The organism is Bradyrhizobium oropedii, assembly GCF_020889685.1.
Classification (GTDB): Bacteria; Pseudomonadota; Alphaproteobacteria; order Rhizobiales; family Xanthobacteraceae; genus Bradyrhizobium; species Bradyrhizobium oropedii.
The window spans coordinates 1-16,004 of record NZ_JACMYO010000193.1; the positions used below are offsets into that span (position 1 = coordinate 1).

Annotated in this window: 16 protein-coding genes and 1 pseudogene; 6 read left to right on the forward strand and 11 right to left on the reverse strand. The window is 63.8% G+C overall.

Annotated features, from left to right (window positions below):
• Window positions 1–403 (reverse strand): acyl-CoA dehydrogenase family protein (locus H8A95_RS35335; RefSeq protein WP_229187325.1); only part of this gene is annotated, 403 nt, incomplete at its 3' end.
• A gap of 431 nt (window positions 404–834) precedes the next feature.
• On the opposite strand from H8A95_RS35335, the gene H8A95_RS35340 reads away from it, so the two are divergent.
• Together H8A95_RS35340 and H8A95_RS35345 are read left to right on the forward strand one after the other, a co-directional pair.
• On the forward strand, window positions 835–1,215 hold the full coding sequence (locus H8A95_RS35340) for a carboxymuconolactone decarboxylase family protein (RefSeq protein ID WP_229187326.1): 381 nt from the start codon (window positions 835–837) through the stop codon (window positions 1,213–1,215).
• 149 nt (window positions 1,216–1,364) lie between these two features.
• Window positions 1,365–2,039: an L-2-amino-thiazoline-4-carboxylic acid hydrolase gene (locus H8A95_RS35345; protein WP_229187327.1), complete on the forward strand. Its 675-nt coding sequence runs from the start codon at window positions 1,365–1,367 to the stop codon at window positions 2,037–2,039.
• A gap of 29 nt (window positions 2,040–2,068) precedes the next feature.
• Here the strand turns inward: H8A95_RS35345 and H8A95_RS35350 are convergent, their stop codons facing one another.
• A complete protein-coding gene (locus tag H8A95_RS35350) occupies window positions 2,069–3,004 on the reverse strand; it encodes a helix-turn-helix domain-containing protein (protein WP_229187328.1) in 936 nt (311 codons plus the stop codon).
• 204 nt (window positions 3,005–3,208) lie between these two features.
• A complete protein-coding gene (locus H8A95_RS35355) occupies window positions 3,209–3,982 on the reverse strand; it encodes an SDR family oxidoreductase (RefSeq protein WP_229187329.1) in 774 nt (257 codons plus the stop codon).
• A gap of 136 nt (window positions 3,983–4,118) precedes the next feature.
• Between H8A95_RS35355 and H8A95_RS35360 the strand changes: the two genes are divergently transcribed.
• A complete protein-coding gene (locus H8A95_RS35360; protein WP_229187330.1) occupies window positions 4,119–5,027 on the forward strand; it encodes a LysR family transcriptional regulator in 909 nt (302 codons plus the stop codon).
• A 53-nt stretch (window positions 5,028–5,080) separates the two neighbouring features.
• On the opposite strand, the gene H8A95_RS35365 is transcribed toward H8A95_RS35360, so the two are convergent.
• The 4 genes from H8A95_RS35365 to H8A95_RS35380 all read right to left on the reverse strand — a co-directional run bounded on the left by H8A95_RS35365 (window position 5,081) and on the right by H8A95_RS35380 (window position 6,211).
• Complete coding sequence (locus tag H8A95_RS35365) at window positions 5,081–5,233, reverse strand: hypothetical protein (RefSeq protein ID WP_229187331.1); 153 nt, start codon at window positions 5,231–5,233, stop codon at window positions 5,081–5,083.
• A gap of 144 nt (window positions 5,234–5,377) precedes the next feature.
• Window positions 5,378–5,842 carry a hypothetical protein gene (locus H8A95_RS35370; RefSeq protein WP_229187332.1) on the reverse strand — a complete coding sequence of 155 codons (465 nt, stop codon included), beginning with the start codon at window positions 5,840–5,842 and terminating at the stop codon, window positions 5,378–5,380.
• Window positions 5,843–5,888: 46 nt separating this feature from the next.
• The gene (locus H8A95_RS35375) at window positions 5,889–6,056 is read right to left on the reverse strand and encodes a hypothetical protein (protein WP_229187333.1); all 168 of its coding nucleotides are present in this window, start codon (window positions 6,054–6,056) and stop codon (window positions 5,889–5,891) included.
• A complete protein-coding gene (locus H8A95_RS35380) occupies window positions 6,053–6,211 on the reverse strand; it encodes a hypothetical protein (RefSeq protein ID WP_229187334.1) in 159 nt (52 codons plus the stop codon). The genes H8A95_RS35375 and H8A95_RS35380 overlap by 4 nt, the downstream gene beginning before the upstream one ends.
• Window positions 6,212–6,355: 144 nt before the next feature.
• On the opposite strand from H8A95_RS35380, the pseudogene H8A95_RS35385 reads away from it, so the two are divergent.
• Window positions 6,356–7,253 (forward strand): annotated as a pseudogene (locus tag H8A95_RS35385) (LysR family transcriptional regulator).
• A 16-nt stretch (window positions 7,254–7,269) separates the two neighbouring features.
• On the opposite strand, the gene H8A95_RS35390 reads toward H8A95_RS35385, so the two are convergent.
• From H8A95_RS35390 to tuf, 3 genes are all read right to left on the reverse strand, one after another.
• Window positions 7,270–9,486 (reverse strand): TonB-dependent receptor, encoded by a 2,217-nt coding sequence (locus H8A95_RS35390; protein ID WP_229187335.1) that lies wholly within the window; start codon window positions 9,484–9,486, stop codon window positions 7,270–7,272.
• Between the two features lie 207 nt (window positions 9,487–9,693).
• On the reverse strand, window positions 9,694–10,053 hold the full coding sequence (locus H8A95_RS35395) for a hypothetical protein (protein WP_229187336.1): 360 nt from the start codon (window positions 10,051–10,053) through the stop codon (window positions 9,694–9,696).
• Between the two features lie 197 nt (window positions 10,054–10,250).
• A complete protein-coding gene (tuf, locus tag H8A95_RS35400) occupies window positions 10,251–11,456 on the reverse strand; it encodes an elongation factor Tu (RefSeq protein ID WP_229187337.1) in 1,206 nt (401 codons plus the stop codon).
• A gap of 360 nt (window positions 11,457–11,816) precedes the next feature.
• Between tuf and H8A95_RS35405 the strand changes: the two genes are divergently transcribed.
• Together H8A95_RS35405 and H8A95_RS35410 are read left to right on the forward strand one after the other, a co-directional pair.
• The gene (locus H8A95_RS35405) at window positions 11,817–12,434 is read left to right on the forward strand and encodes a hypothetical protein (RefSeq protein WP_229187338.1); all 618 of its coding nucleotides are present in this window, start codon (window positions 11,817–11,819) and stop codon (window positions 12,432–12,434) included.
• Window positions 12,435–12,571: 137 nt separating this feature from the next.
• Window positions 12,572–13,345, forward strand: a complete 774-nt coding sequence (locus H8A95_RS35410) for an SDR family NAD(P)-dependent oxidoreductase (protein WP_229187339.1) — start codon at window positions 12,572–12,574, stop codon at window positions 13,343–13,345.
• 332 nt (window positions 13,346–13,677) lie between these two features.
• Here the strand turns inward: H8A95_RS35410 and H8A95_RS35415 are convergent, their stop codons facing one another.
• Window positions 13,678–15,870: a TonB-dependent receptor gene (locus H8A95_RS35415; protein WP_229187340.1), complete on the reverse strand. Its 2,193-nt coding sequence runs from the start codon at window positions 15,868–15,870 to the stop codon at window positions 13,678–13,680.
• Between the last annotated feature and the right edge of the window lie 134 nt (window positions 15,871–16,004).

Here is a 16,004-nt window from a genome sequence, read left to right on the forward strand (position 1 = left end):
CGCTGGAGCAGAACGCGGCGAGCGGCGCGCCGCTGGTCTTCAGGAACGGCCCGAGCAGCCGCTGGCACTGCTCCGGCGTGCCGCCGAGCAGCAGCGGCAGCAGGCCGAGCACGCTGCCGAGCATGGTGAGCGTCACGCTGGGATTCACGCTGTAGAACTCCTCGGCCAGGATTGCCATGTCGATCATGCCGGCATTGTCGCCGCCGGCCGGCGCCGGAATGCACTTGCGCAAGTAGCCGGCCGCGACCATCGCCTCGTAGGTCGGTTTGGTCGCGAGAAAGCGCTGCTCGGGCGTTGCCAGCAATTCGGCCGTCCTGGCCTCGGCCAGCACCTCCCTGGCGAACTTGCGCGAGGTGAGTTGCAGCTCGTGCTGCTGCGTCGTGAGCGTGAAATCGATCGCCATGCCAATGCCCTCTGTGTCGGCTGTTTGGGCAATGGCTATCCCGGCGTGGTCGGGAAATCTCGGACGGCAGCGCCAGATTTCTTGGCGCAGAGTGAACCGGGAGCATGGTCTGGACAAGTGGAGTGCAGCTCTAACTGAGACACTGGCGCGACACCCTAATGCATCGCACCATGTGAAGCGGGGCCGATCCCGTTAAATTTCCCGGCCGGGCTACTGCACGGCAACACGGGCCGGAAGGAGCCTGTCGAAACAGACGTCTTTCCATGGTCAAGGATCTCGCATAATTTTTGTGCCGAGCTACCGAGACGAGAGTGCCGAATCTCCGTTCGGGCAAACCGGTAGCGCGCATGCCGTCGGCAGGCATCGGCAGCTTTTCAGAAGGCCTCGCTTTTTTTGGTCTAACGCATCTTGTTAATTTTAGGAGATTAGCCATGAGAGCACTATTTGCGAGTGCTGGTTTGGCGTTGTTGCTGGCTTTGGCGTCGGGACCAGGTGCCAGCGCGCAGGAGGCGCCTGAATGGATGAAGCAGACACTTCCTGACCAAGCATTTAAGGCGCACTGGGACGAACAGCAGGCAGTGATGAATCCAACTGGTGCTTTAGACGCGAAAACCAAGCACCTCATTGGCCTCGGTGTGGCAGCGCAGATTCCGTGTGAATATTGCGTAAACGGTCACACCAAAGCGGCAAGAGCCGCTGGTGCGACCGATGATCAAATAAAGGAGGCCATTGCAACCGCCGCGCTCGTCCGTTTCAACAGCACAATGCTGAACGGCTCGGACGGCGGCCGCGAATGGTCTTCGCGGAAATAGCCTTGGTGCTGTAGGGCTTGAACCTGCGAGCTCAAGATTGCGGATGCGCTCGGCGATGCATTGATCACGTTCGTCGCGCGCAATGAACTATGCTTTGCGCTGATTTGGCGCGCCCGGTTACAATCCGCTCGCAACACCGAGGTTGTCCAATGGAGATCATCCATCCCTTTTACGAGAAGCATCGCGGCGCAATGGAGGCCGCCATGCGCCATCGTCTCGATTTGGCCGAAGCGATGTTGCGCGAGCGCGCGCACCTGTCCAATCTTGACGGGATCAGGCGGGAAGTGATGGACGAATTCGAGATCGTGATCACCCAGATGCCCTATGTCGGCGGCGCGGCAAGCCGCATGAGCGACTTCTTCATGCAGCTGATGGGCTTCATGGCGATCAGCCGGGTGCTGCGGCGGCACGGCGTGCCGGTGCCCGTGATCGGCGAGATCGAGCGGGAAACCTACAAGGCGCAATTGCTCTCGGTACCCGAAGCGGAACGTCTCGCCGCCGGGCGCCAATTCATGTCGCCGGAGAATCAGGCGTTTGTGCGCGAACAGGCAACCAAAAGCCGACAGCAGGAATTTCCGGAAGATTTCGTCTACGATTTCGTCGAGCCGGGCTCGGGTGACAGCTTTGAATTCGGTATCAATTACAAGGCCTGCGGCTTCTGCAAATTCGCAGGTCGCCATGGCGACACGGAAATCCTGCCGAACATTTGCGGGCTTGATTTCGACGCCTATGCCGCGCGAGGCATCCATCTGGAAAGGACACAGACGTTGGCCGGCGGCGCCAGCCACTGCAATTTCCGGTTTTCGCAGCTTCCGTCGGACTAGCTCTCATGGCGCTTCGGGGCGGCTGCGCTTCAGTGCGCGGCGGTGCGGCGGAATTCGCGCGGCGCGAGGCCGTTGCAGCGCTTGAACACGCGGTTGAAATGCGAGATGTCGCGGAAGCCTGCGTCGAAGGCGATCTCGGCAATGGTCTTGCGGGCAGAGTTGCGGTCGAGCAGGGCGCGCGTACACGCAGCGATGCGCTGCTCGTTGACGTGTTCGCCGACGGAGCGGCCGGTGGCGGCAAACAATCGGTGCACGTAACGCTCCGAGCAGCGGAATTTTTCCGCCAGCGCCGGGGCGCCGAGCTCGGGGTCGTCGCTGTGGCGGGCGATATGGTCAAGCATGACAGACAGCAGCACCGGTGCATGAACGCGCTCGACCGATATGTCGGCGAGGATGTCGGGGGCGTGCGCGATCAGCTCGGCGATATGGGCGCCGATCATTGCCGAGGTTGTTGCGGATTGGCGGCCGGTCAGGCAGAGCTCGGCGTAGCTCGCCAGCGTCCGGGACAGCGCGCGGCCGGCTTCGGTCGCAGACAGGCCGAGCCGCGGATGATCGAACAGCGCGTCCGGCAACAACCGCCGCGGCACGGCAAAGCAGAATAGCTTGAAGTTGTGGCGGTGAGCGATCTCGAACGGCTGTGTCGTATCCGCAACCGCAAGGTCGCCGGGGGCGCTGATCTGCTCATGGCCGCGTTGCGAGGTACGTCCCAGCCCTTCGAGCTGGAGGTTGACGAAGCAGAGGTCGTCGGTGCTCGACGCGATGTGCGAGGCGAGCCGGTGCACGGTGTGGCCGCTCGCCTTGACCAGCGATATCTGGAGCGGCGCGGCGTCGACCTTGGAGATCGCGCCTGCAAACGGGGCCTCGGCAATCCTGCGCGGCTCCAGGCGGACGAAGGCAGCCGCGAGATCGTCCGCCCAACTGCCGAAGGGCTGATCCGGACGGGCCGGCCTGGTCGACCATTCCATGAGCGCCTCGAATAGGTTGTCACTGCGAAGGGACCAGCGGCTGAAAGATATCGCCGGGCAAACGAGCGGTCAAATTCCGCCCCTGGCCTGATCCGGCTGCAAGCAAGCAACATTGTGCCCGCTGCAAAGGCATTGCGGCGCCCCTTCTGCGAGGGCGCCGCTGACAAGAGCATGCGTGAGGGACCGCTGCAGAGAGCGGCTGCCTCACTTGGTGGTGTAGCCGCCATTGACGAGGATGGTCTGGCCGGTCATCCACCAGCCCTCCGACACCAGCAGACGAATCCAGGGCACGATATCCTTGATGTCGGTGAGGCCGGTCTTGGAGAAACCGGACAGCGCCGCTGCCGATTTGTGATAGGCGACCGCGTCGGCGCCTTCGGCCGGATAGAAGAACGGCGTGTCCATCGGGCCCGGGCCGATCGCAGTAACCGAGATGCCGCGTGCGCCGAATTCCTTCGAGGCCGCGCGGGTGAAATGCTCGACCGGCGCCTTGGTACCGGCATAGGCGGCGTAGAACGGCGTGTAGGCGCCGAGCAGCGACGTCACCAGCGTGCAGATCTTGCCATTGTCGTTCACATGACGGCCGGCTTCCTTGAGGAAGAAGAATGCGGACTTGGAATTGACGGCGCTCATGGCGTCGTACTCGGCCTCCGAGATCTCGACCATCGGCTTCTTCAACACCTTGCCGACGGTGTTGATCGCGATGTCGGGACGGCCGATCGCGGCGACCGCGTCGGTGAACAGCTTCTCCATCGCGCCCGATGTCGTGAGGTTGGCCTGGAAGGCGACCGCGTTGGCACCGGCGGCCTTGATCGCAGCCACCGTCGCGTCTGCGTCGGCCTTGGTGGCGGCGCTGTTGTAGTGGATCGCGATCGCCTTCGCGCCGTGGGCCGCGAGATCGCGCGCGATCAGGCCGCCGAGATTTTTCGCGCCGCCGGCGATGATGACGGTCTTGTCCTTGATGCTGTGGTCGGTCATGGCGTTCGCCTCTCCGGATCAGGCGGCCGCGCTCTGCGGCCGCTTTCTGCAGGGGACGATATCGTCTAGGATTGGCGGATAAAGCCGTGCATTCTGATCTCACTTGTCAGAAATGGCGAACAATCGAGACCCTATCGTGGACCGTATCGATCTCTTCCGCATCTTCGCCCGCGTCGTCGAGTGTGCGAGTTTTACGCGGGCGGCCGACACGCTTGGGCTGCCGCGCTCATCAGTCTCGTCGGCGGTCGCGGAGCTGGAGCAGCGCATCGGCGCACGGCTGCTGCATCGCACGACACGAAAAGTGTCGCCCACGCATGATGGCGCGGCGTTCTATGAGAGAGCCTTGCGCGTCGTCGCCGATGTCGAGGAGGCCGAGAGCCTGTTTCGCCATGCCGCGGCCGAGCCGTCGGGCCGGCTCAGGGTCGACGTGCCCGGGCGGATCGGCCGCCTGATCGTTGCGCCGGCGCTGCCGGCCTTCCTCGATCGCTATCCGCAGATCGAGATCGATCTCGGTGTCACCGATCGCGCCGTCAATTTGATCGAGGACTCCACCGATTGCGTCGTGCGCGTCGGCCCGCTCGGCGATTCCGCTCTGATCGCGCGGCCGCTCGGCAATCTCGTGCTGATCAATGTCGCAAGCCCCGGCTATCTCGCGCGCCACGGCACGCCGCAGACGCCGGACGATCTCGCTGCGCATTGGGCGGTGAATTATGCCTCGCCGTCCACCGGCCGCATCGAGGAGTGGGAATGGCACGAGCACGGCACATCGCGCAGCATCGCGATGCGCGGCCGTGTCACCGTCAATAGTGCGGAAGCCTATATTGCCTGCTGCCTCGCCGGTCTCGGCCTGATCCAGATTCCGGCCTACGACGTGAAGCGGCATCTCGATGCCGGCGAGCTCGTCGAGCTGATGCCGCAGCATCGCGCGGCGCCGATGCCGATGACCTTGCTCTATCCGCACCGCCAGCATCTGTCGCGGCGGCTGCAGGTGTTCGCGGACTGGCTGGCGGACCTTTTGAAAGAGAAGTTGCTCGTCGCAGGCTAGTTCGCGTGCGCGTCAGAACTTCTGCGCGATGCCCGCGCAGAAGCCGCGGCGCGTCATCGCTTGCTGCTGGTGGCGCGGGTCGCGGCCGTCCTCGTCGCACGCGCCGGCTCGGCCTTGGGCTGGAAGAACAGGCCGGGCGCCACTGACACCAGTCCGAAGGTCATTCCGAGGAATGCCAGGAACGTATCGAGATAATTGAACTCCATTTCAGTTGTCTCCATTCAGCCTGCACGGGGCTCGGCTTGGTGCTTGGCCTGGTGCAATGCGTTCGATGTACCAGATATGGTCCGATACAATGCTCGGTGCAATACAAACATTGATCTCGGAGCAATACTCCCAATGCTCCGCGTCTAGGCCGCGATCCGGTCCTGCTGCGGGTGCCGCTGCTCGATGGCTTTCACGGAGTTTTCGAATGCCTTTTCCAGGACGCTGCGGCCGATGGTGCGCAGCACGAAGCCCAGGATCCACCCCTTCAGGTTCTTGCCGTCGCGCACCACGACCACGTCAATGTCGGTCGTGCCGTCGGACCGCCGCACGAAGTTGTAGGTGTGGCCCGACTTGCCGCCCCACACATTGGAGTCGGTCGTCGTCAGGACGACATGCTCGGGGTCGGACCAGTCGTAGTGCAGGCGTTCCCAGATGCCGTTCGAGCCTTCCGTCACGTCAGCATCCGAGGCTCCGCGATGATGCACCTTGAGATAGGCGCCGGCGCTGTTGCCGAACAGCTTGGAGCGGCCCGGTCCGAAGTCGGTGAGACCGCTGACATATTGCTCAGGCGTCAACCTGGTCGTCCGATGGAGGTGGATCGTGGACATCTTCGGCTCCTGCACGGGTGATGGAATGGCACTGACGGCGTGAGGATCAGTTGGAGAGCGCGTGCGACCTGCGGACGGTCAGGCTGTCGCCGGTCCGGCTGATCTCCACTGCACCGGCCTGGTTCGGCGTCGAGAGCAGCGCACGCTGACCGGGCGCCAGCACCGACACGAAGCGGATCGGCGTTCCCGGCTCGCCCTGCGCGAGCGTGGTCACGACGCGATATCGGGCTCGACGGTGTAGTAAGCGACGCCGGAGACGTCGCCGAGATGGATGCTTTGGCCTTCGATCGGCTTGAGGCCGCCGGCGTGCGCGGCGCCCAATGAGGCCAGGGTGAAGGCGGCGGCGAGAATTGTGCTGCGGATCGACATGGGATCCTCCGTTGGCTTGGGTGTCGGAACCTGGGCCGCGGCGATGCCCGTCTGCTCCCTTGCCGCAGGAGATGGTCAGGCTAAGATCATCGATCAAACAGATAGGATCGATAATGGCCATTGATGCCGTCAATTTAGGGCGTACTGAACCTGCTCGTTCATCTCGATGCGCTGCTCACCGAGCGGAGCGTGACACGGGCGGCGGCCCGCGTCGGCATCGGCCAATCCGCGATGAGCCACAACCTCGCCCGCCTGCGCGAACTGCTCGATGACGAGCTGCTGACGCGGGCGGCCGACGGCATGCGCCTCACCCCGCGGGCGGCGACGCTGCTCGAACCAGTGCGGAGCGCGCTCGCGCAGGTCGAGGCGGTGCTGCTGCGCGAGAAGACCTTCGATCCGGCCACGGCGGTGCGGACGTTCAGGCTCGGCCTGTCGGACAGCATGGAAATCCTGATCGTGCCCCGCCTGCTGGCCCGCATGCGCGAGATCGCGCCAGGCATTCACCTGCGGCTTTACAATGTCGATATGTCCCGGCTGCTCGATGACCTCGATGCCGATGCGCTGGACCTCGCGCTCGCCTATGGGCCGATCCAGCAGGGACAGTTGCATCACAAGCAACGCGTGCTGTTCACCGAGAGCTTTCTTTGCATGTTCAATGCCGAGAAGACCGGTGTCACGCCGCCGATCTCGGTTGAGGACTACGTCCGGCTTCCGCACGTGCTGAACCAGCCTGAAGCCGGACCGCAGCGTGCGCGGTTTCGTCGATGACGCGCTCGATGAGCTCGGCCTGCATCGGACCATTGCGCTGACCACGCCGCGTTTTCTCACGGTGCCGCATCTGGTGGCGCAAGCGCCTGTCATCGTCACCATGGGCGCGCGTCTGGCGCGCCGCTTCGCCGCCGATCTCGGGCTCAGCCTCAGTCCGCCGCCGGTGAAGGTGAAGGACGTCACCGTGTCACTGCTGTGGCATGCGTCCTACGATCACGATCCGGCTCATGTCTGGATGCGGGACCAGCTGGTCCAGCTGGTCGGCGAATTGTGAGCCCACCTTCACCTCGCTAGAACTTCTGCGTGATGCCGGCATAGACGCCGCGGCGCGGGCCGTATTGCGGCGCGAACACGCCGATGCCGGAGCCGTCGCGGATCTGGTAGACGGTGTCGAGCAGGTTGACGACGTCGAGGCGCAGCGTGGTCGGCTTGTTCGGCGCGACGATGTTGAAGTCGTGCGAGACGCCGAGATTGACCTGCGCGTAGGGCGGCACCGTGCCGGTATTGGCAAAGCCGTTGCGCAAGCCCGAACCGTAGATCAGCGAGGCACTGAACTTGGTGTCGTGCCATTGATACCAGCCGCCGACCGATGCGGTCAGCGTCTGGGCGTGGTCGGTGTTGACGTAATTGTTGGCGATATAGGCGAGCTTGTCGGGATCGAACAGATACTGGTTCGACACGACATTGGTCGCGACTTGCCGCGCAATGGCGACATTGCCGTAGAGATGCAGATTGTCGTGGTCGTAGGTCGCCTTCAGCTCGACGCCCTCATTGGTGCCTTTGGCATAGTTGAAGGCGGTCAGGACGTAGGCCTGGCCGAACTGGCCGTCGTCAAGCAGATCGGTCGCGATCTTGTAATAGGCATCCATGCCGACCTCGAGGCCGGGGATCGCATAGACTTTCTGCGTGACGCCGATATCGAACACATGCGAGCGCTCCGGCAGCACCGGATCGTTGGCCGTGGTCGCCGGCTGTGCCGTCGTGTTCTGCACCAGCGTCAGATTGGTCGGGGCAGCCAGCACCTGCTCGGGCGGCGTGAAGTTGCGCGCATAGCCGGCATGGAAGGTCGTGCCGTCCAAGGGTTTCCAGGTCAGGCTGATCCGCGGGCTCAGCTGGTTGGCGTCGACATATTGCCACATCTGGTCGAAGCGCAGGCCGGCGTTCAGCGTCAGCTGGTTGGTTATCTTCCACTCGTCGGCAATGTAGGTGGAAAACAGGTAGCCGGTCTTGGCGCTGGAATCCAACACCGAGAACGGCGCGTCGATCGGGTTGCCGGAAGCATCCAGCGGCAGCACGGTCGAGCCGTTGTTGACCAGCGAGCGCTCGGCGCTAACGGACATGCCGAACTTCAGCGTGTGCGCGAAGCCGAGCCGGTAGGACGTGTCTTCCTGGATGCCGTTGACGAAGCTCTGGCGATAGACGTCGGATGCGACCCCGTTGAAGACGAGATCGCCGACCGGGTCGGGCATGAAGTGCAGCTGGCTGTAGCGATTGAAATAAGCGATCTGGTAGTCGAAGCCGTCGCCCGATTTCTGATAGGCCACGACGTTGAACTGGTTGAATTCCCGTTGCCGCTCGTTGAGCAGCGCGGAATCGAAGTTCGAGACGCCGTAGGCGGTGAAGGCCGGAGCCTGGCCGGGATTGTTGGGGATCTGATAAGCGCCGTTGGAGACGCCGCCGATATAGGTCAGCCGGCTGGTTGGGTCGATTGCCGTCGAGACGTAGGCAAAACCCTTCTCCTGATCGGTCCGGTCGTGGATGGCATTATACGCCGGCGTCGGGTTCTCGATGCCGACGTCGCTGCCGAAATAGCGGCCGGAGACGTAATACTGGGTTTGTCCGATCGTGCCGCCATAGTCGACGCTGGTGGTGAAGTTGCCGTGGCTGCCGCCATAGACGCTGACACTGCCGGAATTGTTGAAGGCGTCGGTCTTGGTCTGGATGTCGAGCACACCGGCGGTGCGCAGGCCGTATTGTGCGGGCAGCGCGCCGGTGATCAGCGCCATGTTGCCGACGATCCCGGTGTCGATGATCTGGCCGAAGGCGCCGACGCCGTCCGGCAGCATGATTCCGTTGATGCGGTACTGCAGATTGGCGTGCTCGTTGCGGACATGCAGCTCGCCGCTGGCGGCTGAGTCCTGCGAAACCCCGGGTGCCTGCAGCAGTGCCTTGTCGAGCGTGGTGTTGGTGCCCTGTGGCAGCGACTGAAGGAACTGCTGGCTCATCTGGTAGGTGTTGGCGCCGGTCGGCGCCAGCAGCGCGGCGCGGGCCTGGTCAAGCCGCGCATTCTGGCCTGCGATGGCTTGAGCTTGAGTCTGCTCCGCGGACTCCGGCGTAGCAGATACCGAACCGGCTCTTCGCGCGCGGTGGCCGCTTGCGGTCGCAACTCGAGTCTTCGGCTTTTTCGGCGCGGACGGTGCGGTGTGGTGCTGCTGCGGCGCCGTCACGGTGATATCCGGAAGCTCTGTTGTCGGCGCCGTCGTCTGCGCGAATGCGGCGCCGTTCATTCCGCAGACCAAAAGCGAAGCCGCGCCAGCGGCCGCGTGTCGTCGGATATGTCCTGACATGTTGGTTCCCGATCTCATGAGGCGCGATCCGGATCCGTTTGAACAGGACGCGGTCGAGCCCGCCGTCACGAACGCGACGGCCAGATTCCTATTGATCAAACGGCAGCCGAACCGTGGCCGCGTTCGAAGTTCAGTCGTGGTGGGATGTCAGGGGATCGGAGGCGCACGCGGCTGGTAGTGAAGCCGGCCGATGTCGACCGGAGCCGCGTAATTGTCGATGTGCCAGGCGAGCAAAGCTGCGGCATCCGGCAGCTGCAGTGGAGGCAGCGCCGGCGCCGGTGTCGCCGAGTTGACCATCGCCACGACGGCACAGATGGCGCACAGGTCAGCGGCCTGATCGGAATCCGGATTCGAACGAGGCTCGTTGTGCGAGGCCAACGATGCATTCGTCGTCGCCTGTGCCGGCGCGATGGCATGAAAATGGCCGAACGACAGCACGAACTGGATCGACAGCGCCAAAAGCGCCAGCCGAGCCCCGTGCCTGATGTTCGAACGAAACCGCTTCATGACGACGCCATTTCCGCGTCGAGAGGTCACAAGACCGATGGACGGCGCCTGCGACGCGGTGTCGCACAGTTTCGAAAACGTGCCAGCCTGTCAATCCGCATTGCTGAGCGAGATGATCAATTTCCAGGCGATCGGACGCTTTTGCAACACCGCGATATCGGAAAAATGGGGGCCGGCTCGCGCCGGGTCCCCATCCGTCACTCCACGATCGCCGTGACGACGCCCGCGCCGACGGTGCGGTTGCCTTCACGGATCGCAAAGCGCGACCGCTCCTCGAGCGCGATCGGCTTGTTGAGCTCGATCGTGAACTCGGCGCTGTCGCCCGGCATCACCATCTCGGCGCCGTTGCCGAGCTGAACGGTGCCGGTGACGTCGGCAGTCCGGAAGTAGAACTGCGGACGATAGTGGGCGAAGAACGGCGTGTGCCGTCCGCCTTCGTCCTTGGTCAGCACGTACACTTCCGCGCGGAAGGTGCGGTGCGGCGACACACCACCCGGGTGCGACAGCACCTGACCCCGCTGCACGAGAGCCTTGTCGATCCCGCGCAGCAGGCAGCCGACATTGTCGCCGGCCTGCCCCTGATCGAGGATCTTCCGATAGCTCTCGATGCTGGTCACGACCGACTTGCGGCTGTCGCCGAGGCCGACGATCTCGACCTCGTCGCCGATCCTGACGACGCCGCGCTCGACCAGTCCGGTCACCACGGTGCCGCGTCCGGCGATCGACTGCACGCCCTCGATCGGCATCAGGAACGGGCTGTCCTTCGGCCGCTCGGGCAGCTCGATATAGCTGTCGAGTGCTTCGAACAGTTCGAGGATCGCCTGATCCGCCAACGGACCGTGCTCGCCGCGCAGCGCCGGCATCGCGGCGCCGCGCACGACCGGCGCGTTGTCGCCGTCGTACTGGTACTTCGACAGCAGATCACGCACCTCGATCTCGACGAGATCGACGAGCTCCGGATCATCAGCGACATCGCACTTGTTCAGGAACACCACGATGCGCGGCACGCCGATCTGGCGCGCGAGCAGGATGTGCTCGCGCGTCTGCGGCATCGGTCCGTCGACGGCGGAGACGACCAGGATCGCGCCGTCCATCTGGGCCGCGCCGGTGATCATGTTCTTCACATAATCGGCGTGGCCCGGGCAGTCGACGTGCGAGTAATGGCGCGCCCTCGTCGAGAACTCGACGTGGCTCGTCGCGATGGTCAGGATCTTCGTATCGTCACGCTTACCTTGCGCTGCCGACGCCTTGGCAACGTCCTGATAGGAGACGAACGCGCCCCAGCCGTGATCGGCTGAAACCTTCGTCATCGCTGCCGTCAGCGTCGTCTTGCCATGATCCACGTGGCCGATCGTGCCAACATTGCAGTTGGGCTTGAGGCGGATGAACTTCTCTTTGGCCATGGGACACCTGTGGTGTTCGAGCTCCCGTGCTGGTTTGCACGACTCGAGGCACCGCGAGAGCTCGCTCGGCGCCCGGAGCCGCTTCCGCTCCGGGCTGCCTCACATGTCAGGTGTGACGTTGGGTCAGGTCCAAAACGGAATAGCGGCGGACGAGGGTATTAGCCCTCCCGTCATCAGCACTGCTGCTCGCTGTGACTGCCGCATGTTGGAAACCTGGGTCGCTCGCTCTCAAAAAGGAGGCGTGCACATAAGGGGTGAATGCGCGATTGGCAAGGGGCGCAGCGGTCGCGCCGAAGCGCCGCGCTGGCGTTGTCGGCCTCCGGAGCGTATAGTTTGCGGGTACAGGTGACGGTCTCCCGAATGTCGATCTTCGCAAGCAAAACCGGTCTCGCAATCATCGCAGCAGTGCTGTGCCTGAGCGCCCAACAGGCCAATGCCCAGGCCGGCCCCGTGCGCTACTGGACGCCGGGGTCGCTGTTCGGCTTCGGCGGCAGCCTGGCCGATGGCCAGAAGGCGGACACCTACGGAAATTTTCCGGGTTTTGACACCGCAAGCGCGCAAGGCGGTGCCGCGTATCTGAACGGCCGGCCGGACGGTTGGTTCGTCGGCGGCGAAGGCGGCCGCGCCGGCTGGAGCGCGCTCGGCCAATCGGCGGCATTCGGTTCGCTCGAATATCAGGGCGCGCAGGTCGGCTACAACTTCAAGGGCGTCGGTGACACGCCCGTGACCTTCTTCGCCGGTTTCGACAGCTTGAAATACAATCCGCCCGGCGCCGGCGGGCCGCTGGCACCGTTCAGCGGCAATCCCGGCGTCAATGCGGGTTATGCGGCGCGTGCAGGCGTCGAGTTCCGCCCGACCTCGAATGTCACATTGTCGCTTGGGGCCAGCTTCACCCAGCAAGGGGCGGAGCGCATGGACAGCGACATTCATTCGCAGCTGCTGCCCGGCCAGTCTCCGGTCCTGTTCGGCGGCCGCTAGCGCGTTTTCGTACCTCGCGAATAGCGATACGAACATAGCGCGTCAGCGCAAGACCGCAGCGCTGCGGTCCTGATTCAACCAGAGCTTCAGCTGGAACCAAGAAGGCCCGAGATCGCGGGCACAGTCAGGATCGAAACATGGACATGCCGGGCAAGATCGCACTCGTCACCGCCGCAGCATCGGGCGCCGGCCGCGCCGGCGCGCTCATCCTCGCGCGCGAAGGTGCGGCAGTTGCCGTCGTCGACCAGAACGAGGCCGGCGCGAAGGCGGTGGTCGAGGAGATCAGGAACGGCGGCGGGCGCGCGCTGGCACTGGCCGGCGACCTCCGCGACGACAAGTTCTCGCGCGACATCGTCACGGCAACCGTGAAGGAATTCGGTGCGCTCGACTGCGTCTGGAATCATCTCGGCATTCCCGGCCCGTCCGTGATCGACGATCTCGAAGGCTGGGACCTCAGCGTCGATCTCAATCTGCGCTCGCAGCTGATCACCACCAACGCCGCGCTCGGGCAGATGACGCCGCGGCGCAAGGGCAGCATCCTGTTCACCGCATCGACCTCGGGCCTGGTCGGCTCGCCATGGAGCCCGACCTATTCGGCGGCGAAGGCCGGCGTCATCGGCCTGGCGCGGGCGCTTGCCAAGCGCCATGCCAAGGACGGTGTGCGGGTCAATGCGATCTGCCCCGGTGCGATCGACACGCCGATGCTGCGGGTGTTCGTCAACCGGCCCGACCAGCCGGGCCACAACGAGGCGGATCCGGAAGAACTGATCAAGGCCGCGGTCACCCGCAATCCGATGGGCCGCGCCGCGCGCCCCGAGGAGATCGCGGAGGTCGCGGTGTTCCTGCTGTCGGACAAGGCCTCGTTCGTCACCGGCATCGCGATGCCGGTCGATGGCGGGACGGTGGCGTAGGGCGCCGATGAATTGACGTTGATCTGCAGCCCCAGAGCAACTTCGCGCCCTCTCCCGCTTGGCTGCCAAAATATCGAAAACAACCCCATGCAAAGTACCCGGCGGTGGTCGGCATTCGATCAGGCTACTTGACGCGTCGGGCAACTCACGGGTACTTTTCCAGTATTCCGAAATCTGGCCCCCAGGAGCATATGGCATTTGCATGCTTCTGTAACCGACGATTCCGCGTCGTCATGCCCGATTGCAATATGCGAGAACCCTGCCCGCAGCGGGAGAGGTGCGCCGAGTTCGCTTCGGGAAGGTCGCCTGGCGTCGCCTCTCAGAGATGTCCTCTAAAACTTCGCCCTGATGCCGGCATAGGCGGCGAGCGGCATACCGGGCACGAAGGCGCGGGGATCGCTGAGCTGCGCCATCAGGTTGGGGGCGCCGCCGGCGCTTACAAAGCCGCCGGTCTGATAGAACGCGCCGCTCAGATAGTAGTGCTGGTTGAACACATTGTTGATCAGGCCGAACACCTCGATGTTCTTCGTGACCTGGTATGACGTGTGCAGATTGACGACCGAGTAGGCCGGCACCTTCGGGCTCTGGTTGGTATAGTCATGGATCAGCCACTGGCTGCCCACGACGTTGAGGTCGGCACCGACTTTCCATGCATCCGTCACGTTGTAATCGACGCCGGCCTTGAAGCGGTGTGCGGGAATGCCCGGGATGTGGTCGCCCGGCTTGACGTTGACGAACGAGACGTTGTCGTTGTTCGGGTCGGTCATGGCGTTCGGATTGTTCGGCGAGAACAGCGTGATCGCGCTCTGATAAGTCGCGTCGACATAGGTGTAGTTGGCGTAGGCGTTCCAGCTATTGTAGCGATATTCGAGCTTGGCCTCGATGCCTTGGCGCAAGGTCTGCCCGGCGTTCTGGAAGAAGCCGAAATTGTTGACGCCGAGCGGGCTTGCCACCTGGATGATGTCGTCGTCGGACAGGGTGCGGAACGCGCCCAACCCCCAGCTCAGCACGCCCGTCTTGGCATCGCGGCCCCAGCTGCCGCGGAGCCCCGCCTCGACGGTGTGCGACACCACCTGCTTGAGCGGCGGGTCGGCTACCAGGAAGGTGTCGATCATGCAGGGATGGTTGGGATCGGAGCAGCCGAGCTCCAGCGGCGTCGGCGTGCGGTTGGCTACCGAATAGCCGGCATAGGCGGTGAGGTTCGGGGTGATCTTGTAGGTGCCGCCGATCACCGGGTTGAAGCGCTGGAAGCGGTTGCTGCTGTTGAGCAGGTCGTTGGTGCCGGTCTGGTCCTGCAAATCGATCTGGGCGAGATTGAATCGCCCGCCCGCCGTCACCGAGAACTTGTTCGTTACGTCGAATGTGTCGGTGAGGTAGATGCCGGTGTAGGTGTTGGTGGCGCGCAGATCGACCGGGCTGAGACCTGCGTCGGGCTGGTTGATGAAGACACCAGTGCCTGTCACGAACAGGTTGTTGGGATCGATCGTGCCGAGCTCGCTGCTTGCGGTGAATTTCGTGTTGCCGTGATCGACGCTGACACCCATCACGACGTGGTTGTCGTGCCCGAACAGCTTGTCCGAGTTGGTCAACTGGGCCGTACCGCCATAGCTGTTGGTGGCGGCGCGGTTACGATCGATTTCGCCAAGGAAAGCATTGCCGAGCGTGTTCGGAGTGGCCGGGCCGTCGGCTGGACCGAACACCGGCAGGCCGTTGCCGATGCACAAGGTCGTGGGATCGTCGCATGGCGCAACGTCAGTGCCGTTGCCGTCGGTGTGGGATTGCCGGAATCCGCGGAAATAGGCGTTGCCCTGAAACGACCATGTGTCCGAGAAATTGTGGCTCAGGGTGGCGTTGACGAAGGCGAGCTGAAGCAGCGTCGATTGCGGCCAGGTGTAGACGCTCGACCAGCGCTGATTGAGCATCTCGACCGGCGTTGCCGCGACGTTGCCGAGCAGATTGTTGGCGCCGGTGAAATTGATGTGGAATTCGGTCTGGTCGTTGCGCGCGCCGATGTCGACATACATGCGGTTGACGTGCGAGGAATTCGCATGGTCGCGCCAGCCGCGATCGTAGGCGGATTCGAACGCCGCATAGGCGGAGATGTTGTCCCTCTGGCCGCCGGCCTGCACGCTGCCCTGCACGCGCCCGTAGGAGCCGCCGAACAGTTCGGCCTCGGAGCCCTGGTAGGTGAAGCCGTTCTTCATCTGGATGCTGAGCGCGCCGCCGATCGCGTTGAGGCCGAATATCGGGTTGTTGGGAACCAGCGAAACCCGGTCGATGGCCTTTTCCGGGATGAAATCCCAGTTGACCACATCGCCCCAGGATTCGTTGATGCGCACGCCGTTCTGATAGACCGCGATGCCCTGCGGCGTTCCCTGGACCGGCGAGGCGACGAAGCCGCGGTAGTCGAGCGTGCGCTGGAATGGATTGCCGGTCTGGTCCGTGAGTGTGACACCCGGCAGCTTGCGATTCACCGAGTCGAGGAAGTTCGTCGAATAGTTGCGGCTGAAATCCGCCGAGGTCAGCACCTCGGTGTTGGACGGTATTCTGTCACGGTCGAGCAGGCTCGAATCGCGCTCGGAGGGGGCGGGGGCCCCAGCGCCGGCCTCGGGCGCCGCCGCGGTTTGCACCGGCGCCGCCCGTGTTCGGGCGGTTCGCG